19 protein-coding genes and 1 other RNA gene are annotated in these 20,544 nt (G+C 51.2%); 8 read left to right on the top strand and 12 right to left on the bottom strand.

What is annotated here, in order from left to right; translation table 11 throughout:
• Positions 1-62: 62 nt before the first annotated feature.
• On the top strand, positions 63-1,454 hold the full coding sequence (locus RHD99_RS03765; protein ID WP_309877496.1) for a cytochrome-c peroxidase: 1,392 nt from the start codon (positions 63-65) through the stop codon (positions 1,452-1,454).
• Between the two features lie 46 nt (positions 1,455-1,500).
• On the opposite strand, the gene RHD99_RS03760 is transcribed toward RHD99_RS03765, so the two are convergent.
• Together RHD99_RS03760 and RHD99_RS03755 are read right to left on the bottom strand one after the other, a co-directional pair.
• Positions 1,501-2,967: a sensor histidine kinase gene (locus RHD99_RS03760; protein WP_309877495.1), complete on the bottom strand. Its 1,467-nt coding sequence runs from the start codon at positions 2,965-2,967 to the stop codon at positions 1,501-1,503.
• 3 nt (positions 2,968-2,970) lie between these two features.
• Complete coding sequence (locus RHD99_RS03755; protein ID WP_374708455.1) at positions 2,971-3,681, bottom strand: response regulator transcription factor; 711 nt, start codon at positions 3,679-3,681, stop codon at positions 2,971-2,973.
• Positions 3,682-3,823: 142 nt separating this feature from the next.
• Between RHD99_RS03755 and RHD99_RS03750 the strand changes: the two genes are divergently transcribed.
• From RHD99_RS03750 to RHD99_RS03740, 3 genes are all read left to right on the top strand, one after another.
• Positions 3,824-4,435 (top strand): cytochrome b/b6 domain-containing protein, encoded by a 612-nt coding sequence (locus RHD99_RS03750; protein WP_309877492.1) that lies wholly within the window; start codon positions 3,824-3,826, stop codon positions 4,433-4,435.
• Between the two features lie 9 nt (positions 4,436-4,444).
• Positions 4,445-5,233 carry a molybdopterin-dependent oxidoreductase gene (locus RHD99_RS03745; protein WP_309877491.1) on the top strand — a complete coding sequence of 263 codons (789 nt, stop codon included), beginning with the start codon at positions 4,445-4,447 and terminating at the stop codon, positions 5,231-5,233.
• A 99-nt stretch (positions 5,234-5,332) separates the two neighbouring features.
• Positions 5,333-5,623 (top strand): pentapeptide MXKDX repeat protein, encoded by a 291-nt coding sequence (locus RHD99_RS03740; protein ID WP_309877490.1) that lies wholly within the window; start codon positions 5,333-5,335, stop codon positions 5,621-5,623.
• A gap of 229 nt (positions 5,624-5,852) precedes the next feature.
• Here the strand turns inward: RHD99_RS03740 and gcvP are convergent, their stop codons facing one another.
• The 7 genes from gcvP to RHD99_RS03705 form a co-directional block, all read right to left on the bottom strand.
• On the bottom strand, positions 5,853-8,726 hold the full coding sequence (gene gcvP, locus RHD99_RS03735; protein WP_309877489.1) for an aminomethyl-transferring glycine dehydrogenase: 2,874 nt from the start codon (positions 8,724-8,726) through the stop codon (positions 5,853-5,855).
• Between the two features lie 131 nt (positions 8,727-8,857).
• Positions 8,858-9,244, bottom strand: a complete 387-nt coding sequence (gene gcvH / locus RHD99_RS03730) for a glycine cleavage system protein GcvH (protein ID WP_183270571.1) — start codon at positions 9,242-9,244, stop codon at positions 8,858-8,860.
• Between the two features lie 23 nt (positions 9,245-9,267).
• Positions 9,268-10,365, bottom strand: a complete 1,098-nt coding sequence (gene gcvT, locus RHD99_RS03725; RefSeq protein ID WP_309877487.1) for a glycine cleavage system aminomethyltransferase GcvT — start codon at positions 10,363-10,365, stop codon at positions 9,268-9,270.
• 434 nt (positions 10,366-10,799) lie between these two features.
• A complete protein-coding gene (gene ubiI / locus RHD99_RS03720) occupies positions 10,800-12,002 on the bottom strand; it encodes an FAD-dependent 2-octaprenylphenol hydroxylase (protein WP_309877485.1) in 1,203 nt (400 codons plus the stop codon).
• Positions 12,003-12,036: 34 nt separating this feature from the next.
• The gene (ubiH, locus tag RHD99_RS03715; protein WP_309877484.1) at positions 12,037-13,215 is read right to left on the bottom strand and encodes a 2-octaprenyl-6-methoxyphenyl hydroxylase; all 1,179 of its coding nucleotides are present in this window, start codon (positions 13,213-13,215) and stop codon (positions 12,037-12,039) included.
• Entirely contained in the window at positions 13,212-14,528 is a 1,317-nt protein-coding gene (pepP, locus tag RHD99_RS03710) for a Xaa-Pro aminopeptidase (RefSeq protein ID WP_309877483.1), read from the bottom strand. Before pepP ends, ubiH begins: the two co-directional genes overlap by 4 nt.
• A gap of 24 nt (positions 14,529-14,552) precedes the next feature.
• Positions 14,553-15,131: a YecA/YgfB family protein gene (locus tag RHD99_RS03705; protein ID WP_309877481.1), complete on the bottom strand. Its 579-nt coding sequence runs from the start codon at positions 15,129-15,131 to the stop codon at positions 14,553-14,555.
• Between the two features lie 166 nt (positions 15,132-15,297).
• Between RHD99_RS03705 and zapA the strand changes: the two genes are divergently transcribed.
• The 3 genes from zapA (at position 15,298) to RHD99_RS03690 (ending at position 16,474) form a co-directional block, all read left to right on the top strand.
• Positions 15,298-15,627, top strand: coding sequence for a cell division protein ZapA (gene zapA, locus RHD99_RS03700; protein WP_183270577.1), 330 nt, complete (start codon positions 15,298-15,300; stop codon positions 15,625-15,627).
• Positions 15,628-15,668: 41 nt separating this feature from the next.
• Positions 15,669-15,852, top strand: a non-coding RNA gene (gene ssrS / locus RHD99_RS03695) — 6S RNA.
• A 25-nt stretch (positions 15,853-15,877) separates the two neighbouring features.
• Positions 15,878-16,474, top strand: coding sequence for a 5-formyltetrahydrofolate cyclo-ligase (locus RHD99_RS03690; protein WP_309877480.1), 597 nt, complete (start codon positions 15,878-15,880; stop codon positions 16,472-16,474).
• A 54-nt stretch (positions 16,475-16,528) separates the two neighbouring features.
• Here the strand turns inward: RHD99_RS03690 and RHD99_RS03685 are convergent, their stop codons facing one another.
• The 3 genes from RHD99_RS03685 to rpiA all read right to left on the bottom strand — a co-directional run bounded on the left by RHD99_RS03685 (position 16,529) and on the right by rpiA (position 19,437).
• The gene (locus RHD99_RS03685; RefSeq protein ID WP_309877479.1) at positions 16,529-17,152 is read right to left on the bottom strand and encodes a DUF2238 domain-containing protein; all 624 of its coding nucleotides are present in this window, start codon (positions 17,150-17,152) and stop codon (positions 16,529-16,531) included.
• A gap of 107 nt (positions 17,153-17,259) precedes the next feature.
• A complete protein-coding gene (gene serA, locus RHD99_RS03680) occupies positions 17,260-18,498 on the bottom strand; it encodes a phosphoglycerate dehydrogenase (protein ID WP_183270580.1) in 1,239 nt (412 codons plus the stop codon).
• Positions 18,499-18,777: 279 nt separating this feature from the next.
• Positions 18,778-19,437, bottom strand: coding sequence for a ribose-5-phosphate isomerase RpiA (gene rpiA, locus RHD99_RS03675; protein ID WP_183270581.1), 660 nt, complete (start codon positions 19,435-19,437; stop codon positions 18,778-18,780).
• A 167-nt stretch (positions 19,438-19,604) separates the two neighbouring features.
• Between rpiA and argP the strand changes: the two genes are divergently transcribed.
• Positions 19,605-20,504, top strand: coding sequence for a DNA-binding transcriptional regulator ArgP (gene argP / locus RHD99_RS03670; RefSeq protein WP_309877478.1), 900 nt, complete (start codon positions 19,605-19,607; stop codon positions 20,502-20,504).
• The last annotated feature ends 40 nt before the right edge of the window (positions 20,505-20,544 follow it).

Below are 20,544 nucleotides of genomic sequence, written 5' to 3'. Positions count from 1 at the left end.
CGCTGGACAGTATGGTTTCTATTCAAATTTAAGCCGTTGATACCTCTGACAAGGAAGCATTCATGAAAAAAATAACAAAACTGACCGGACTGGCGGTTGGCGCTGGAGTGGTCTGTTATCTGGCCCTGGCGGGCTATGTCCGCTATCACGACGCTCACCGCCCCAACACCGCGCTGGCAAAAAGCGGCCTCTCTGCTGAAAATGCTAATGTGTTGAAAATATTGCAGGATAAGGGCTGCGACTACTGTCATACCCCTTCCGCGCAATTACCCTTTTATGCCTCTTTTCCCATCGCTAAACAGTTGATGGAATACGATATTGAGCTTGGTTATAAATCATTTAATCTGGTGGAAGTACGGGAAAGCCTGCTTGAGGGTAAAGCGGCGCCACAAAGCGATCTGACTAAAATCGAATGGGTGATGGAGCACAAAACCATGCCGCCAGGCCGGTATAACGCGTTGCACTGGGCAGGTATCATGGATGAATCCGAGCGCAACGTTTTGCTCGACTGGGTTAAACACCAGCGCCTGAATAACTACGCCACGCCTGATATGGCAGAAAATCGCCGTAACGAGCCGGTACAGCCGATTCCAAAATCCCTGCCGGTCGATGCGCAAAAAGTCGCGTTAGGGATGAGGCTTTATCACGACCCACGCCTTTCAGGTGATAACTCTATTTCCTGCGCGCATTGCCACCAACTGGGTGCCGGTGGCGTGGACGGGCGTAAGACTTCTCAGGGCGTTGGCGGGGCCATCGGGCCGATTAACGCCCCAACCGTTTATAACTCCGTGTTTAATGTCGAGCAGTTCTGGGATGGACGAGCCGCCGATCTCAAGGCGCAGGCAGGTGGGCCGCCGCTTAATCCAATCGAAATGGCCTCGACATCCTGGAAACAAATCACCGATAAGCTGGAAAAAGATCCTGTCCTGATGCGCGATTTCACCGCCGTCTATCCGCAAGGGCTTTCTGGCGCGTCGATAACCGATGCTATTGCCGAGTTCGAAAAAACACTGATTACGCCAGACTCACCGTTCGATCAGTATTTACGAGGGAATGACGGCGCGATAACCGCGCAGCAAAAACACGGGTATCAGCTGTTTAAAGAGAATAAATGCGCCACCTGCCACACAGGGAAAACGTTAGGGAGTCGCTCGTTTGAACCGCTGGGGCTGAAAGAAGATTTCGGTTTTGGTACCGTCACAAGCGCAGACATCGGGCGAATGAATGTCACCAAAGAGGTGCGCGACAGGTTGCGCCAGAAAGTACCCACACTGCGCAACGTGGCACTGACCGCACCTTACTTCCATCGTGGTGACGTGGCGACGCTGGATGATGCAGTGAAAGAGATGCTGAAATACCAGGTCGGCACGACGTTACCGCAAAAAGATGTCGATGATATCGTCGCGTTCTTGCAAACGTTGAATGGGGTCTATACCCCTTATCCGATCCATTAATCGGCCCATTCGCCGAGAAAACACCGTTTCCCGGCAAACGGTGTTTTTACGTCGGCAGCGCGAAACGGAAACAGGCCCCGGTTTCTGGCCTTTCTACCAGCGAAATATCACTGCCGTGTAACTGCAACATCTGGCGCACAATCATTAACCCTAAACCCCCGACTCTCACATGCGACTGGTTCACAATCGAAGGGCGTACAAACAATCCCTCTTTCAGCTCTTGTGGGATCCCCGGCCCGCTATCGCTTATCTGCACCATCACTTTTTCAGCCTCTTTCCACAGCCGCACTGCAACAGTACCTTGCTCTGGCGTATGACGAATGGCGTTATCCAGCAGGTTGGTCAGTACTCGTTCAATCATCCCTAAATCGGCGTCAATCAATGGCAAGCCCGGCTGGATATCGGCCACTAATTGTAATTTCCGCGTTTGCGTCATCAGTTCGAATTTCTGAAAAACGTCCTGCAATAATTCTCCGAGGCAGAAATGTTCTTTCTGCGGCTTCACTACGCCATATTCAAGACGGGCTAATTCAAATAATGATTGTGCAAGTGTGCGGACTTTCTGACTTTGCGCTAACGCGATTTCCAGATAGCGTTTTTTCTCCGCGTCAGAAAGCGTCGATGACATCACGGATAAGCTTTCCAGGTAGCCATGCAGTGAGGTTAACGGCGTGCGTAAGTCATGAGAGATATTGGCAATAAACTCGCGGCGGAGTTGGTCTTGTTGCGAAAGCCGGTGCCACTGTTCCGAAATCCGTCGCGCCATCATGATCACGCCCTGGCGCAACAGGCTTATCTCATCGTGACTATGTCCTTTTTCCAGCGGCAGTTCGGCCATCGCTTTCATCTCCGTCATGCCGCCGGTTTCCAGCGCATTAACCTGATGTGAAAGCGCACGCAGCGGACGGGTAATCCAGCGAAATGCCAGCGCACCGACAACCAGCCCAAGCAATGCGACCAGGCTAATAGAGAGCAAAACGACTTTAAACAGCGTGTTAGATTGCGCATCACTGGCTAGCGCATTGTAATTTTCACCCAGCAAAATGACATACAAGTAGCCTTTAACCTGCCCGTTTTGCCGCATCGGGGCCACGCTAAACACCTTTTTGCCATCCACACTGCGCGGATCGTCACCGTAGATCGGATACTGGCGATCGTTTAGCGCAGATTGGATCGGTTCCAAATCAACGCGATGACGTTTGATATGGTCAGGCGGTGCGGCATCACCAATGATATTGCCTTTATCATCAAGTAGATAAACCTCAACGCTTGGGTTTACCGTCATCAGATGGTCAAACAGATTTCGCACAGAGTCATTATTCAGACCGTCTTGCCCAAGCAGCGGGTAGCTCTGGTTAATATGCTCGGCAAGAGAGCCTGAAAGTTGTTGAATCACCGCCTGGCTGTACTGGGTGCTGGTGCGAATTTGCAGCCACCCCAGCAGAGAGCAAGAAGTAATAAGCAGCAACGCAAAAACCAGAGTCAGGCGCTGTGAAAGAGAGAGTTTTCGCATGGTTTACTCGTTTCGCGGTGCGATGAATTTATACCCTTTTCCCCACACCGTAAGAATGAATTCAGGCTCTGCGGGGTTATCTTCAATCTTGATGCGTAACCGGTTGATGTGGGTATTAACCGTGTGTTCGTAGCCTTCGTGTTGATATCCCCAAACCTGGTTAAGCAGGTTGAGGCGGGAAAACACCTTGCCCGGATTTTTAGCAAAGAACCACAGCAGGTCAAACTCGCGTGGCGTCAGCTCGACGGGCTGTTGTCTGAGGCGCACGTCGCGGGCCAAAGGGTCAATAGTCAACCTTTCAAACGTGAGGGTTCCGGCATCCTGCAACAGGTTCTGGCTCATCGCCTCCTGGCGGCGGAAAAGCGCTTTGACGCGAGCAACCAATTCCAGCATTGAGAAGGGTTTCGCCAGGTAATCATCGGCGCCCAGTTCCAGCCCCAAAACCCGATGAGTTTCACTGGAGCGGGCGCTGATCATGACGATCGGCGTGTAACGCGTCATGGTGCGCGCATGGCGACAGATTTCCAGGCCATCGACGCCTGGCAGCATCAGATCCAGTATCAGCGCATCCCAACCGCCCTGCTTGAGCAGTTCGAGTCCCAGGGAGCCATCAGCCGCATGAACAATTTCATAGCCTTCTTCTCGCAAATGCAGCTGCAAGAGTTCAGCAATATTTTCGTCATCCTCAACAATTAATAACTTTTTGGACTTCATCACTTCGCCTTTTATCCACCAGTTACTGGAAGTCTATACAACATTCGTCGGTCGAGTTATCACATTTAATTTAACTTTTCGTGAGGCTTTGGAGAACAGATTTAGAGCACACTCATTTCAACGCAATAACGGATATAAAACGATGGATACGCCAACGTTTCAGATTAAACCCGCCACAATCCATCCATTGTGGCTGAGGATTTGCCACTGGTTGAATGCCTTCGCCATACTCATCATGGTGACCAGCGGGTGGCGGATTTATAACGCTTCACCGCTGTTTAATTTCAGTTTCCCAAATGAGTTAACGCTCGGTGGTTGGCTGGGCGGTGCGTTGCAGTGGCATTTTGCCGGGATGTGGCTGTTTGGTATTAACGGCGTGCTTTACCTGCTGATTAATATTTTTAGCGGCCGCCTGAAACGCAAATTTTGGCCTCTGTCGCCACGAGAGTTGATCAATAATTTTATCGCCGCGCTGCGGGGGAAACTGGCTCATAACGATCTCAGTCATTACAACACGGTACAGAAATTGGCGTATCTGTTTGTCATGATCGACGGGATCATCCTGGTTTGCTCAGGCCTTGTGGTATGGAAATCAGTACAGTTTCCGCTGTTACGGGAATTATTCGGCGGGTATGACATGGCGCGCTTTATTCATTTTTATGCCATGTCCGGGATGGTCGGGTTTGTTGTCGTTCATCTCATTATGGTGGCGCTGGTTCCTCGAACTTTACTCGCTATGCTGCGTGGGCGATAAGGGAAAAACATGAACAATAAAAATAAGATTTTTTCTGATGCCGATAAAAACGCGATCATTCAGGATGCGACTCAGCAAATTAATAAACAGTTATCGCCTGAAGGACGTCGTCGTTTTTTAAAACAAGGTTTAACGCTCGGCGGGTTAATAATGCTAACGGGCTGCGATATTAGCAGCAATGAATCGGTAGAAAATACCTTAAGTCGGATATCACGATTTAATGACCGAATTCAGGGCTGGTTATTTAATGCCAATGACCTGGCACCGGTTTACCCCGAAAGCATGATGACGCGTCCGTTTCCTTTTAATGCTTTTTATAGTGAGGATGAAGCGCCCAATATAAAAGGTGACGATTATCGTCTGGAGGTTGCGGGGTTGATATCGGATAAACGCCCATGGACACTGGCGCAACTGCATCAAATGGCCCAGGTCAGCCAGGTGACACGCCATATCTGCGTGGAAGGCTGGAGTGCCATTGGCAAATGGGGCGGCGTGCCGTTTTCCCTTTTTCTAAAAGCGATTGGCGCCGATTTGAATGCCCGTTACGTTAGCTTCAAATGTGCTGATGATTACTACACCAGTATTGATATGGCAACCGCGCTGCATCCACAAACCATTATTGCGCTGACTTACGACGGCCAAATATTGCCTCGTAAATATGGTTTCCCGATGAAGTTAAGAATGCCAACCAAATTGGGTTATAAAAATCCAAAGCATATTTTAGTTATCGAAGTTACGAACCGCTATCCCGGAGGTTATTGGGAGGATCAGGGGTATAACTGGTTCGGCGGAAGTTAACCTATACCCGTCATACTTCAAGTTGCAGGGGTGTTGGCTGCAACTCGAATTATTTTTGGTATCTACAATGTTATTAATAAAACGACGAGGAAATAAAAAATGAAAAAACTCTACACTGCTCTGATGTGCTCGGCTTTATTCTTTGGTGCCGCAGGAGCAAATGCTGCCGATAATATGGCGAAAGACAATATGGCTAAAGATAATATGGGGAAAATGTCCCATGACTGTTCTAAAGACGGTATGAAAAAAGACTGTATGGCTAAAGATGAAATGAAGAAAGATTCAATGTCTAAGGATCATATGTCTAAAGACGGCATGGCGAAGGACCATATGTCCAAAGATGGTATGTCCAAAGATGGTATGGCTAAAGACGAGATGGGTAAAAAATAACAGTCGCGCTGACACCAGGATAATGGCCGTTCGTCTGCACTTTCAGGCGAACGGTCATTTTTTATTTACCGCTGGCTAGTTGTTTTCACCTTCTGAAAGCCCTCACCCCGACCCTCTCCCACAGGAGAGGGAGAAAATCGTGCAATCCCCTCTCCCACAGGAGAGGGAGAAAACCGTGCAATCCCCTCTCCATCAGGGAGAGGGTTAGGGTGAGGGTTGTTTTTAGACGTTACTGATATTCGCTCATCGGCACGCAAGAACAGAACAGATTACGGTCGCCGAATACATCATCAAGGCGCTTCACGGTCGGCCAGTATTTGTTGCCATGGCCTGTCGGGAACACTGCCAGTTCGCGAGTGTATGGATGTCCCCAATCAGCCACGATTTCGTCCTGTGTGTGCGGGGCGTTAACCAGCGGGTTATCTTCCAGCGGCCATTCACCACGTGCAACACGGTCGATTTCAGTGCGGATAGTCAGCATCGCATCGATAAAACGATCCAGTTCCAGTTTGCTTTCGGATTCGGTTGGTTCAACCATCAACGTACCCGCAACCGGGAACGACATAGTTGGCGCATGGAAACCGAAGTCAATCAGTCGCTTAGCGATATCCAGTTCGCTAATACCGGTTTCTTCTTTCAGTGGGCGAATGTCGAGAATACATTCGTGCGCCACATGCCCACTACGGCCGGTATAGAGGATCGGGAAAGCCGACTTCAGGCGCGTTGCAATATAGTTAGCATTCAGGATAGCCACCTGACTTGCCTTCTTCAGCCCCTGCGCGCCCATCATGCGGATATACATCCAGCTGATTGGCAGAATGGAAGCACTACCAAACGGTGCCGCAGAAACAGCGCCCTGTTGAGTCAACATCTCTTCAATCTGCACCACGCTGTGGCCTGGCACGAACGGAGCCAGGTGTGCTTTCACGCCGATAGGTCCCATACCTGGACCGCCGCCGCCGTGAGGAATGCAGAAGGTTTTATGCAGGTTAAGGTGCGAAACATCTGCGCCGATGTAGCCTGGAGAGGTGATCCCCACCTGAGCGTTCATGTTCGCGCCATCCAGGTAAACCTGGCCGCCGAACTGATGAACGATCTGGCAGACTTCGCGGATCGTCTCTTCATACACACCGTGAGTTGACGGATAGGTCACCATGATGCAGGACAGTGCATCACCCGCTTGCTCAGCTTTTGCACGTAGATCGTGCAGATCAATGTTGCCTTGTTTATCACAGGCTACGACCACGACTTCCATGCCAGCCATTTGGGCGGACGCAGGGTTAGTGCCGTGTGCGGAACTTGGGATCAGGCACAGGTTACGGCTGCCTTCGTTACGGCTTTCGTGATAACGACGAATAGCCAGCAGGCCTGCGTATTCACCTTGCGCGCCAGAGTTTGGCTGCATGCAAAGCGCATCGTAACCCGTCAGTTTCACCAGCCAGTCAGAAAGCTGGGAGATCATCTGATGATAACCTTCCGCCTGATTTGCCGGGCAGAACGGATGCAGCTCAGCGAATTCCGGCCAGGTGATAGGAATCATTTCAGCCGCAGCGTTTAACTTCATGGTGCAAGAACCCAGCGGGATCATCGCCTGGTTCAGCGCCAGATCTTTGCGCTCAAGTGAGTGCATGTAGCGCATCATTTCGGTTTCGCTGTGGTAGCGATTAAATACCGGATGCGTCAGGAATTCGTCTTCACGCAGCATCGCTTTTGGGATCGACAGGCTATCGCCCGCCACGTTTTGGTCGAGCTTATCAATGTCCAGACCGTGGTTGTCACCCAGCAGCACGCTAAACAGTGCCTGCACATCTTCACGCGTGGTCGCTTCATCCAGCGTGATACCAACCGCGTTCAGAATGTCACTGCGCAAGTTGATTTCATTCGCTTCAGCACGTGCCAGCACGGCAGCTTTATCGGTCACTTCAACACATAGGGTGTCGAACCAATGTTTGTGACGCAGCACCAAACCTTTTTGTTGCAGGCCAGCGGCCAGAACATCGGTCAAACGATGAATGCGCCCAGCAATGCGTTTCAGGCCAGCCGGGCCGTGGAATACCGCATACAGGCTGGCAATGTTTGCCAGCAGAACCTGGGAAGTACAAATGTTGGAGTTCGCTTTTTCGCGGCGGATATGTTGCTCGCGAGTTTGCATCGCCATGCGCAGCGCAGTACGCCCAGCAGCATCGCGTGATACACCGATAATACGGCCAGGCATGGAGCGTTTGAATTCATCACGTGCGGCAAAGAATGCAGCATGAGGGCCACCGTAACCCATTGGCACGCCAAAACGCTGTGCGGAACCAAATACGATGTCAGCACCTTGTTTGCCAGGTGCAGTTAACAGAACCAGCGTCATTAAGTCAGCGGCAACACTCACGATGACTTTGCGTTGTTTCAGTTCGGTAATCAGAGCGCTGTAGTCATGAACGTCGCCGGTGGTGCCAACTTGTTGCAGCAGCACACCAAACACATCCTGATGATCCAGCACTTTCGCGGCGTCATCGACAATCACATCAAAGCCGAAGGTTTCAGCACGCGTGCGGACAACATCCAGCGTTTGCGGATGTACGTCAGCGGCAACAAAGAAACGGTTAGCGTTTTTCAGTTTGCTGACGCGCTTTGCCATTGCCATGGCTTCTGCGGCAGCGGTCGCTTCGTCCAGCAAAGAAGCCGATGCGATATCCAGCCCCGTCAAATCCAGCGTCACTTGTTGGAAGTTAAGCAACGCTTCGAGACGGCCTTGTGATACTTCTGGCTGATACGGCGTGTATGCCGTGTACCAACCTGGATTTTCCAGCATGTTACGCAGGATAACCGGCGGAGTTTGTACCGCGGTGTAACCCATGCCGATATACGTTTTAAAACGCTTATTACGGCTGGCAATGGTCTTTAATTCAGCCAGGGCCGCGAATTCGGTAGCAGCCTCACCCACCTGTGGTGGCTCAGCAAGCTGGATATCAGCAGGAACGATAGAGGCTATCAATTCATTCAACGAACGAGCGCCCACTGTTTCCAGCATTTCATGTTGCTGTTGTGCGTTCGGTCCAATGTGACGGTCGACAAACGCTTCGTGATTTTCAAGCTGACGTAAAGACTGGGTCATGAGCGATGATTCCTGAGGTGTTTTCCCCTTCTCCCTTGAAGGGAGAGGGCCGGGGTAAGGGGGGATTCGCTAATTTTTCCCTCACCCTAACCCTCTCCCAAGGGGAGAGGGGACTGATTTGGTGTCGGTTATTAATCTTCTAACAGCGCTTCATACGCCGCAGCGTCCAGCAAACCGTCCAGTTCAGACTCGTCGCTTGCTTTGATTTTGAAGATCCAACCTGCGGTGTACGGCTCGCTGTTGATCAACTCTGGCGTATCGCTCAGTTCATTGTTTACAGCGATGATTTCGCCGCTGATCGGTGCATAAATGTCAGATGCCGCTTTTACAGATTCAGCCACGGCGCAATCATCGCCAGTACTTACTGTTGCGCCAACGTCTGGCAGGTCAACAAACACCATGTCACCCAGCAACTCTTGCGCGTGCTCGGTAATACCTACGGTGTAAGAGCCATCAGCTTCTTTACGCAGCCATTCGTGTTCTTTGCTGTATTTCAATTCGTTCGGCACATTGCTCATTGTTGTTCTCCTGATTTCGAAATTCACTGCGCGACAGCTTTACCGCCGCGAACAAAAATAGGTTTAGTGACTTTTACCGGCATTTCTCGGTTACGGATTTGCACAATGGCCGTTTCGCCAATGCCCGCTGGTACGCGAGCCAAAGCAATGCTGTAACCCAATGTCGGAGAGAAAGTCCCGCTGGTGATTACGCCTTCATGGATGTTGCCTGATGCATCGGTAAAACGAACAGGCAGCTCATTACGTAATACGCCTTTTTCCGTCATGATCAAACCAACGAGCTGGTCGGTTCCTTTCTCACGCTGGAGTTCCAGTGCTTCGCGACCAATGAAATCACGATCTTCTGGCTCCCAGGCAATGGTCCAACCCATATTCGCGGCCAGAGGAGAAATGCTCTCATCCATTTCCTGGCTATACAGGTTCATACCTGATTCCAGACGTAACGTGTCGCGCGCACCAAGACCGCAAGGTTGCACACCAATCTCGAAAAGATGCGCCCAAAACTCGGCAGCTTTTTCATTCGGCATGGCAATCTCGTAACCGGCTTCACCGGTGTAACCGGTTGTCGCAATAAACAGATCGCCTGACTGAACACCAAAGAATGGCTTCATGCCAGCAACAGCATTACGTTGTTCTTCTGTGAAGAGCTGCGCGGCTTTTGCCTTAGCGTTTGGCCCTTGAACGGCAATCAGCGAAAGGTCATCACGCACGGTGACAGAAACAGAATACGGTTCGGCATGTTGGATTATCCAGGCCAGATCTTTCTCACGAGTGGCGGAGTTCACCACCAGGCGGAAATAGTCTTCAGTCTGGAAATAGATAATCAGGTCATCGATAACACCGCCGGAAGCGTTGAGCATTGCGGTGTAGAGGGCTTTACCCGGCTGGGTCAGTTTGGCAACGTCGTTTGCGACTAAATAACGGAGGAATTCGCGGGTACGGCTGCCTTTAAGATCAACAATGGTCATGTGTGAAACATCAAACATACCGGCATCGTTGCGCACAGCATGGTGTTCATCAATCTGCGACCCATAGTGCAATGGCATCATCCAGCCATGGAAATCCACCATTCGCGCACCGCAGATATTGTGCTGTTCAAACAAAGGGGTCTTTTGAGTCATTTTTTCCTCTTTAACCATCTGGTTGAAAAGCGCTATTCGCTTTTCCGTTCGTCAGACGAAACCCAACATCGCCACCGATCACGATAGCGACGCAAACGTTACCTTTTGTCTGAACTTACCATTGAATGGGGGACTTAACCATAAGGCACAAACGGTCATGGCATTAGGTTATGACCAAAATCAGGAGCGAATGATGCAGAGTATTCGACTACAAAAATGCGATTAACCACACATAAACAAGAAGTGTTTAAGCCAGAATTTAGCGTTAGCTAACATTTACGACCATTTCAGAAACAAATTCACTACATTAGAAAAAACGTGGGATGAGAAAAAGTAATCCGAGATAGTGGGTAAGATTAGAATTTTTCAAATGAGGAGAGCGTTTCCCTTTTCTGTATGCGAAAAGGGAAATGTGACGTGGTTATCAGAATAAATCAGCGCAACCAATTAGGCAGATCGTGCAAACCCATCGCCTGACGAACTAACTGCGGTTTTACACCAGGAAGGGTGTCCGCCAGCTTCAGACCGATATCACGCAGCAGTTTTTTCGCGGGGTTGTTTCCGGCAAACAGGTCGCGGAACCCCTGCATGCTGGCGAGCATCATTGCCGCACTGTGTTTACGGCTACGCTCGTAGCGGCGCAGGTACAAATGCTGCCCAATGTCTTTACCCTGACGATGCAAACGACGGACTTCATCAATCAGTTCAGCGGCGTCCATAAAGCCCAGATTCACGCCCTGCCCGGCCAACGGATGAATGGTGTGGGCGGCATCGCCAACCAGAGCCAGTCGATGTGCTGCAAAACTACGTGCATAGCGGCCTGTCAGCGGGAACGTCTGGCGTTCACTTTCTACGCTGCACAAACCCAGACGCAGATCGAATGCGACAGACAACGCCTGATTAAATTCTTCAGCACTCACCTGTTGCATACGTTCGGCTTCCAGCGGGGGAAGCGACCAGACGATTGAGCATAAATGCGGGTCGCTTAACGGTAAGAAAGCCAGGATACCGTCGCCATGGAAAACCTGACGGGCAACCGCCTGGTGAGGTTCAGCAGTACGAATGTTGGCCACCAGCGCATGGTGGCGATAATCCCAAAACGTCAGCGGGATATCGGCCTGATTGCGAAGCCACGAGTTTGCGCCATCAGCCCCGACAACTAAACGCGCCGTCAGCATTGCGCCATCTTTGAGCGTAATGAACGCTTCCTTTTCACCCCAGGCGACTTGTTGCAATTCGACCGGTGCCATCAGCGTGACATCACTGCACTGCTCAGCGCGTTGCCACAATGCATGATGAATCACCGCATTTTCTACAATGTGGCCAAGGTGGCTGAAGCCAAAGGATTTATCATCAAATGCTATATGCCCGAAGCTGTCCTGATCCCACACTTCCATGCCGTGATAGCAACTCGCGCGGCTGGCGATGATTTTCGGCCAGGCGCCAAGGTGGGTCAGCAATTTCTCACTAGCGGCATTGATGGCCGAGACACGCAATGCTGGCGCAGATTCAGGTGCCAACGGTTGTGGCAGATGGTTCTCCAGTACCGCAACACGCAAACCACTCCCTTGCAGGCCACAGGCAACCGCCAGACCAACCATACCACCACCAACAATTGCCACATCAACGCTTTGCAAATTGACTCTCCTGTAAACCTTACTGACGCATAATTTAACGCGCAACCCAACCCAGCGTGCGCTGTGCCAGCACATCACGTGCCGGAGTAAAATGTTCCATCGCCATCAGTCCCAGATTACGCCCCACCACCAGCGGAGCCCAACGGTTAGCGAACAACTGAACTAACCCATCTGTCACACCGATGGTCGCCATTTTATCTTCGCTACGGCGCTGCTGATAATCAGCCAAAACAGCATAACTGCCAATGTCCTGAGATAATTCGTGCGCTGTCGCCAAATTTTCAGCCAGTGACATCACATCACGTAAACCCAGGTTAAAACCCTGCCCCGCAATCGGATGAAGGGTTTGTGCGGCATTCCCCACCAGCGCCACGCGATGCGAAACCGACTGCGAAGCCGTCGTCAGTGCTAATGGATAGTGCTTACGCACACCGGCAAATGTGATTCGCCCGAGCCGCCAGCCAAACGCACGCTGCAACTCATTGCAGAACTGCTCATCGTCCCACTGGGCGATATCAGCCTGTGCGTCTTGCGGATGGCACCACACTAACGAACAACGTCCATCAGACATTGGCAACATCGCCAGCGGGCCGTGTTCGGTAAAGCGCTCAAACGCCCGCCCATTGTGGGGTTGCGAAGTAACAACGTTGGCGATAATCGCAATCTGCCGGTAATCCTGTTGCTGCCAGGTGATGCCACACTGTGTGGCAAGTGACGAACGGGAACCATCTGCCGCCACCAGCAGTTTGCCTTCAAGAAGTTTACCGTTATCAAGCTGAACGCTGACTTTATCGGTTTCACGGGTAAAAGAAGCGACTCGCTGCGGGCAATGCAATGTCACACCAGGTGTTTTGCGCAGCAGGGCAAATAAACGCAAACCCACATCGTGCAATTCCACTACCTGCCCCAATGCCGGGATCTGGTAATCACTGGCCTCCAGCGTAACAAACCCGGCATGGCCGCGATCGCTGACATGAACGGAAGTAATCCCGGTCGCGCAATCTTTAATAGCAGGCCACACACCAATGCGAGTTAATTGCTGGCAGGTGCCCTGGGCAATAGCGATAGCGCGGGCATCAAAACCAGGATGCGCCGCAGATTCAGGGGCTGACGCTTCAATTAAATGAACCGGCAACTTACCGTGGGTCAAATGGGAAATCGCCAACGCAAGCGTTGCCCCAGCCATCCCTCCACCAACAATAATCACGCTCATGACTGATGCGCCGCCGCCATTAACGCTTCGATATCGTCTGCCGATTTCACGACGCTGGCGGTCAGGTTTTCGTTTCCGTTTGCGGTGATAAGAATATCGTCTTCAATACGAATCCCAATACCACGGTACTCGACAGGAACATCCGCATCAGGCGCGATGTACAAACCGGGTTCAACCGTAATCACCATGCCTGGCTCAAGTACGCGCGAACGATCCGGGCCGTAACCGCCGACATCATGTACATCTAACCCCAACCAGTGGCTCAGACCGTGCATAAAGAACGGACGGTGAGCATTTTCCGCAATCAGCTTATCGACTTCGCCGTGGAGAATGCCAAGCTTCACCAGGCCTGTAACCATAATGCGTACCACTTGCGCGGTGACTTCCTGCATCGACGTGCCTGGGCGATAAAGTTGCAGCGCGGTTTCCAGGGATTCGAGCACAATGTTGTAAATCGCCCGCTGCGGCGCACTAAATTTGCCGCTCACCGGGAAGGTGCGGGTGATATCACCGGCATAACCTTTGTATTCGCAACCGGCGTCGATCAACACCAAATCACCGGCGCGCATTTGGCTCTCGTTTTCGGTGTAATGCAAAATACAGCCGTTTTCGCCGCTGCCTACGATGGTGTTGTAAGAGGGGAATCTCGCACCATGGCGGTTAAATTCATGAAGGATTTCACCTTCAAGCTGATATTCAAACATCCCGGGACGGCATTTTTCCATCGCGCGGGTATGTGCCAGTGCGCTGATCTCGCCTGCACGACGCAGCGCGACGATCTCTTCTTCCGATTTAAACAGGCGCTGCTCGTGAACCGTTGGTCGCCAGTCAGTCAGTGTTGCCGGCGCGCTAAGATTCTGGCGTGAACCACGGCGGAGCTTATCAAGAGCGGCAAAAACGAGGGTGTCGGCATAAGCGTATTCACCCTGCGCGTGATACACCACATCCAACCCGTTCAGTAATTGAGGCAGTTGTTCACCGATTTCAGAGAACGCCAGCGCGCGATCTACGCTCAGTTTTTCAGGTGCCGCTTCCTGACCAAGACGGCGGCCAAACCAGATTTCAGCGGTTTTATCGCGCAGACGGTTAAACAAAACGCTGTGATTGTGCGTTTCATCGCTTTTAATCAACACCAGTACCGCTTCTGGCTCGTTAAAACCCGTGAAGTACCAGAAATCGCTGTTCTGGCGATACGGGTATTCGCTGTCTGCACTGCGTGTTACCTCGGGAGCAGCGAAGATGAGCGCGGCGCTTGCCGGAGCCATTTTGGCCAACAACGCCTGGCGGCGCCGGAGAAATTCGTGCTGAGTCATCACACCTCCTGAAGCTTATTATTTTTAGTGTAAAGTTGGTTTGCGCACTTCTGGCGCCGTCGGGACAGGACGAGTAAAGGTGTCATGGCACAGCAGTGCTGCAACACGCACGTACTCGACGATCTCTTCGAGCGACATTTCCAGCTCTTCTTGATCTTCGTCTTCGTCGTAGCCCAACTGCGCGATGTTACGCAAATCGTCGATCGCTTCGCCGGTTTCGCCAGTGACTTTATCAAGCTTAGGTTGGGTCACACCCAGGCCAAGCAAGAAGTGGTTAACCCAGCCCGCCAGCGCATCTGCACGGTCAAACACCGATACGTCGTCACCATCTGGCAGATAAAGCTGGAACAGAAAACCGTCATCTTCCAGCGCATCGCCAGTTGCGCCGTGCATCTGGCGCAGGGTATCCGCAAGGTTTTGACCAAAGGCTAAGCCTTCGTTTGTCAGGTCATGAAGCAGCGGTTGCCAACTGGTGTCTTTGTTGCCACCGCACAGCATTCCACTGATTAAGCCGTGCATTTCTGAGGCCGTCAGACCTACACCTTGTTGGAGCAATAATTGGCCGACTAAGTCGTAGTCAGGCATTGTGTTCTGTATAGACATGCGCATTCGCCATCGTTGGCAGGGATAGTTCATGTTATGCTACCACCAGGGACCTCGAGGCACCAGAAAAGGGCTTGTATCTTCATTACGGGGTAGCTATAGTGACGCCCCTTTCGTTACCAGGCACGGTTAACGAAGGCAGGCGAGTTAACAGCAGGAAGGTGGCATGTCTGCACAACCAGTCGATATCCAAATTTTCGGTCGTTCATTGCGCGTGAATTGTCCGCCTGAACAACAGGATGCACTGAATCTTGCGGCCCAGGAGCTTGATCAGCGGTTGCAAGATTTAAAAGTTCGCACTAGAGTCACAAATACTGAGCAGCTAGTTTTCATCGCAGCACTGAACATTTGCTATGAGCTGGCTCAGGAAAAATCGAAAACCCGTGACTACGCAGCCAATATGGAAGAGCGTATTCGGATGTTACAGCAGACCATCGAACAAGCGTTGCTTGAGCAAGGTCGCATAACTGAAAGACAGGGTCCAAATTTTGAATAACACTTCACAGTTACCTATGGTAGAGTGACTTTGAAGACCAAATTTCTCTGAGATGTTTGCATGCGGGCCAGTCCCCTGAGCCGATATTTCATACCACAAGAATGTGGTGCTCCAGATTCTGTGAGCATGCTCGGTCCGTCCGAGAAGCCTGATGATTCTGACGCTGCATTCACCTTGAACCAAGGGTTCAAGGGTTACAGCCTGCGGCGGCATCTCGGAGATTCCCTCTTTCTACCAATCAGTCATCCTTATGACAAAAATTCAGTTAATTCCTTCACTTCGTCAAGAAATTCGACAGCATATTCGGCAACGTCGCCGGGCGCTCACTCCAACTGAACAACAACACTTTGCTCATCTTGCAGCCGAACGAATGCTGGCTTATCAGCCCGTATCCGACGCAAGTACGGTCGCTCTGTTTTTGTCTTTTGATGGCGAACTGGATACCACGCCACTCATTCGTGCGTTGTGGCGAGCCGAGAAAACCGTGTATCTCCCCGTGCTTCACCCGTTCAGTAAAGGCAATTTGCTGTTTCTACGGTATGCGGAAAACAGCCATTTAGTGATGAATCGTCTAAAAATCCTTGAGCCGAAGCTTGATGTCCGTGACGTATTGCCACTGGATAAACTGGACGTGCTTATCACACCATTAGTGGCGTTCGATGAGCAAGGGCAAAGGTTAGGAATGGGTGGCGGTTTCTACGACAGGACCTTGCAGAATTGGCAGAAGCATGGGGTCTGGCCGGTTGGGCTGGCACATGATTGCCAGCACGTTCCTGCATTACCTGCTGAAGAGTGGGATATCCCCTTGCCTGCGGTAGTCACACCGTCGCAGCTTTGGGAGTGGTAATCCCCTTCTCCCAAGCCAGGGAGAAGGTTCACATGTCGCGCAATGAGTAAAATATCAGCTCCTGCGTAACTGATTTAACTGCTTCGTATGCCAGTATCCTAATAATAGAACGCTCGTCAAAGCCCCCAGCAGTGCGCAGAACATATCTGATTGCGTATCCCACGGGTCACCTTGTGTCCCCAGGAAATCATCCGCACCCTGCCCCAATCCCAGCGCCGTCCACCATTCAATCAGCTCATACATCGCGCTAATCGCCAGCGCAACGCAGCAGACCAGGAAAGCGACCATTTTGCGCCCCTGAACATAGCCGCCACGAATCAGTATTTCCCGCGCGGCGAGTGCCGGAACCAGCCCCTGGAAATAATGCCCTAGCTTATCGTAAGGGTTGCGGCTCAGGCCAAACCACTCTTGCACGTCAAAGCCAATAGGCACTTTTGCATAGGTATACAAACCGCCAATCATCAAAATAATTGCGTGGAAGAAAATCAACGTATAAAGAAGCGGGGTCAGCGGGTAACGCGAATGGGTAGCTAAAAGCAGTGGGATAATAATGATCACCGGCAGCACTTCCAGCAACCAGGTTACCCTGTCGTGGGTATGGCTTCCCGTATAAGCAAGAATCAACAAAAGAATACCTGCGCCGAGCAGAATTAATCGGGTCGAAAATCGAATGGTCATGTCATTGGCCGTGTAGCTAAAAACGCTACTATCGGATGGATAGGGAGGAAATTCAATGCAGGAAACACACTATCAGAGGACCCCGAACGGGGTCCTCATGCAACAAATTAGTAAAGCAGTCGAGCGCGGATAGTGCCAGGAATCGCCTTCATCGATTTCAGCGCAGCCTCAGCAACATCTTCTTCAGCATCTACATCAATGACCACATAACCCATTTTCGGCGTCGTTTGCAGGTACTGTGCGGCGATGTTGATGCCTTGATCGGCAAAAATCTGGTTCAGCGCGGTCAAAATACCCGGACGGTTTTCGTGAATATGCAATAAACGGCTGGTGCTTCCGCCGTGTAACGGCAAAGAAACCTCAGGGAAGTTCACCGCAGACAAGGTAGAACCGTTGTCGGAATATTTCGCCAGCTTGCCAGCCACTTCCAGGCCGATGTTTTCCTGCGCTTCCTGAGTTGAACCGCCAATGTGAGGAGTCAGGATCACGTTGTCGAACTCGCACAGTGGCGAAGTGAATGGATCGCTGTTGGTTGCAGGCTCGGTTGGGAAGACGTCGATAGCTGCACCTGCCAGATGTTTACGCGCCAGCGAATCACACAGAGCAGGAATATCAACAACCGTACCGCGTGCACAGTTGATCAGTAACGCACCCGGTTTCATCAATGCCAGTTCATTTGCACCAATCATGTTCTTGGTCGATGCGTTTTCAGGCACATGCAAACTCACCACATCGCTCATATTGAGCAAGTCAGAGAGGTGTTGAACCTGGGTTGCGTTGCCCAGCGTCAGTTTGTTCTCGATATCATAGAAATAGACGTGCATCCCCAGCGCTTCAGCCAGAATACCCAACTGAGTTCCGATATGACCGTAACCAATAATGCCGAGTTTTTTACCGCGCGCTTCGTAAGAACCAACCGCCAGCTTATTCCAGACACCACGGTGTGCTTTGGCGTTTGCTTCTGGAACGCCACGCAGCAGTAACAGCAGTTGGCCAATAACCAATTCCGCTACAGAACGCGTGTTCGAGAACGGGGCATTAAATACCGGTACGCCACGTGTCGCGGCAGCATCCAGATCAACCTGGTTAGTACCAATACAGAAACAGCCCACGGCCACCAGCTTTTCAGCCACTGCCAGAACATCTTCAGTTAAGTTAGTACGGGAACGCAGACCGATGAAATGCGCATCACGGATCGACTCTTTCAGGGCATCGCTGTCCAGCGCACCTTTATGGTATTCGATGTTGGTATAGCCTGCCGCACGTAGGTTATCCACGGCTTTCTGGTGTACGCCTTCCACCAGCAGGAATTTAATCTTGTCTTTATCCAGTGATACTTTTGCCATTTCCCGACCCTATTTTTAGTACTGATGTTGTGCTGTGTGATAAGACACCCTTCTGCCAAAATATCAAAAATTACGGGCGGGGCAATATAAACGATTGCGCAGTCTGCTAAGCAAAAAGGGAATAAGTGGCGGTGGGCAGCACAAAATACTGAACAGGAGAGAGAACCAGGAACGAATAACAGGCAGTTGGTAATAATGTGACATATGTCACCAAATTTGCCGTTAGATTATTTTGTCTTTTTTTATGTGGTTATGGGGCGCATGAAACGCCCCACTCGATCATTTCACAATGGTTTTCACGCCATCGGCAGTACCAATCAACGCAACATCAGCGCCGCGGTTAGCAAACAGCCCAACGGTCACTACGCCCGGCAAGCCGTTAATCGCATTTTCCAGCGCGATTGGCTCAACGATGCTGAGGCCGTAAACATCGAGAATGATGTTGCCGTTATCCGTTACCACACCCTGACGGTATTCAGGGCGACCGCCCAGTTTAACCAGTTCACGGGCTACGCAACTGCGTGCCATTGGGATCACTTCAACAGGTAATGGGAAATTGCCCAGGATACCCACCTGCTTGGACGCATCTGCGATACAAATAAACTTTTCCGCGACAGACGCAATGATCTTTTCGCGGGTGAGTGCTGCACCGCCGCCTTTGATCATTTGCATCTGGCCGTTGATCTCATCGGCACCATCGACATAGATCCCGAGCGTATCGACTTCGTTGAGATCGAAAACCGTGATACCAAGGCTTTTCAGTTTGGCGGTGGAAGCGTCGGAGCTAGAAACGGCACCTTCAATCTGGTGTTTGATAGTTCCAAGAGCATCAATAAAGTGTGCGGCGGTTGAGCCGGTACCCACACCCACGATAGTGCCTGGTTGCACGTATTGTAATGCTGCCCAGCCGACTGCTTTTTTCAGTTCATCCTGCGTCATGGTTATTTGCCTGTGCTGTGAAAACTGACGCGCATTATAGAACAAGCAGCCAAAAAATGTCCCACGAATGGCACAGAACTCGGACGAACTTTGCTGATTTGGTCTGGATCAGCGGCAAATTTATGTCATAGTGCAGCCATAACAAAAATAGGAGTTAGCAAACAACAATGAAACGCCCGGACTATAGAACGCTACAGGCGTTGGATGCCGTGATTCGTGAACGAGGGTTTGAGCGCGCAGCGCAAAAACTCTGTATTACTCAATCCGCAGTCTCGCAACGAATCAAGCAACTGGAAAATATGTTCGGCCAGCCATTGTTAGTGCGCACTGTTCCCCCTCGTCCAACCGAGCAGGGGCAAAAGTTACTGGCATTATTGCGTCAGGTAGAACTGCTTGAAGAAGAGTGGTTGGGCGATGAACAAACCGGTTCCACACCGCTGTTGTTATCACTTGCGGTCAACGCCGACAGTCTGGCAACCTGGTTGCTGCCAGCATTAGCGCCAGTTCTGGCCGACTCCCCTATTCGTCTGAACCTTCAGGTTGAAGATGAAACCCGAACTCAGGAACGTCTGCGTCGCGGTGAAGTGGTCGGCGCGGTGTCCATTCAGCCACAGCCGTTACCAAGTTGTCTGGTCGATAGACTGGGTGCGCTGGATTATCTGTTTGTCGGTTCGAAAGATTTTGCGGCGCGTTATTTCCCCAATGGCGTCACGCGTTCCGCATTGCTGAAAGCACCTGCCGTGGCGTTCGACCATCTCGACGACATGCACCAGGCGTTCTTGCAGCAGAATTTCGATTTGTCGCCGGGTAGCGTTCCGTGCCACATCGTTAACTCATCGGAAGCGTTTGTACAATTAGCGCGTCAGGGCACCACATGTTGCATGATCCCGCATCTGCAAATAGAAAGAGAGCTGAAAAGCGGCGAGTTGATTGACCTGACACCTGGCCTTATGCAGCGCCGGATGTTGTATTGGCACCGCTTTGCTCCAGAAAGCCGTATGATGCGTAATGTCACAGACGCGCTGCTGGAATATGGGCACAAAGTGTTGCGACAGGATGCTGAATAAAAAAAGGCCGCTCATCTATAGCGACCTTTTTGTTATGTCG

Source organism: Buttiauxella selenatireducens (assembly GCF_031432975.1).
Lineage (GTDB): Bacteria > Pseudomonadota > Gammaproteobacteria > Enterobacterales > Enterobacteriaceae > Buttiauxella > Buttiauxella selenatireducens.
The sequence above is the reverse complement of the archived record's forward strand: the minus strand, read 5'-3'. Positions and strand labels throughout refer to the sequence as shown.

Excerpts from the sequence above, each read along its gene's own strand:
- RHD99_RS03765 (WP_309877496.1), top strand. The coding sequence starts at position 63 with ATGAAAAAAATAACAAAACTGACCGGACTGGCGGTTGGCGCTGGAGTG.
- RHD99_RS03760 (WP_309877495.1), bottom strand. The coding sequence starts at position 2,967 with ATGCGAAAACTCTCTCTTTCACAGCGCCTGACTCTGGTTTTTGCGTTG.
- RHD99_RS03755 (WP_374708455.1), bottom strand. The coding sequence starts at position 3,681 with ATGAAGTCCAAAAAGTTATTAATTGTTGAGGATGACGAAAATATTGCT.
- RHD99_RS03750 (WP_309877492.1), top strand. The coding sequence starts at position 3,824 with ATGGATACGCCAACGTTTCAGATTAAACCCGCCACAATCCATCCATTG.
- RHD99_RS03745 (WP_309877491.1), top strand. The coding sequence starts at position 4,445 with ATGAACAATAAAAATAAGATTTTTTCTGATGCCGATAAAAACGCGATC.
- RHD99_RS03740 (WP_309877490.1), top strand. The coding sequence starts at position 5,333 with ATGAAAAAACTCTACACTGCTCTGATGTGCTCGGCTTTATTCTTTGGT.
- gcvP (WP_309877489.1), bottom strand. The coding sequence starts at position 8,726 with ATGACCCAGTCTTTACGTCAGCTTGAAAATCACGAAGCGTTTGTCGAC.
- gcvH (WP_183270571.1), bottom strand. The coding sequence starts at position 9,244 with ATGAGCAATGTGCCGAACGAATTGAAATACAGCAAAGAACACGAATGG.
- gcvT (WP_309877487.1), bottom strand. The coding sequence starts at position 10,365 with ATGACTCAAAAGACCCCTTTGTTTGAACAGCACAATATCTGCGGTGCG.
- ubiH (WP_309877484.1), bottom strand. The coding sequence starts at position 13,215 with ATGAGCGTGATTATTGTTGGTGGAGGGATGGCTGGGGCAACGCTTGCG.
- pepP (WP_309877483.1), bottom strand. The coding sequence starts at position 14,528 with ATGACTCAGCACGAATTTCTCCGGCGCCGCCAGGCGTTGTTGGCCAAA.
- RHD99_RS03705 (WP_309877481.1), bottom strand. The coding sequence starts at position 15,131 with ATGTCTATACAGAACACAATGCCTGACTACGACTTAGTCGGCCAATTA.
- zapA (WP_183270577.1), top strand. The coding sequence starts at position 15,298 with ATGTCTGCACAACCAGTCGATATCCAAATTTTCGGTCGTTCATTGCGC.
- RHD99_RS03690 (WP_309877480.1), top strand. The coding sequence starts at position 15,878 with ATGACAAAAATTCAGTTAATTCCTTCACTTCGTCAAGAAATTCGACAG.
- RHD99_RS03685 (WP_309877479.1), bottom strand. The coding sequence starts at position 17,152 with ATGACCATTCGATTTTCGACCCGATTAATTCTGCTCGGCGCAGGTATT.
- serA (WP_183270580.1), bottom strand. The coding sequence starts at position 18,498 with ATGGCAAAAGTATCACTGGATAAAGACAAGATTAAATTCCTGCTGGTG.
- rpiA (WP_183270581.1), bottom strand. The coding sequence starts at position 19,437 with ATGACGCAGGATGAACTGAAAAAAGCAGTCGGCTGGGCAGCATTACAA.
- argP (WP_309877478.1), top strand. The coding sequence starts at position 19,605 with ATGAAACGCCCGGACTATAGAACGCTACAGGCGTTGGATGCCGTGATT.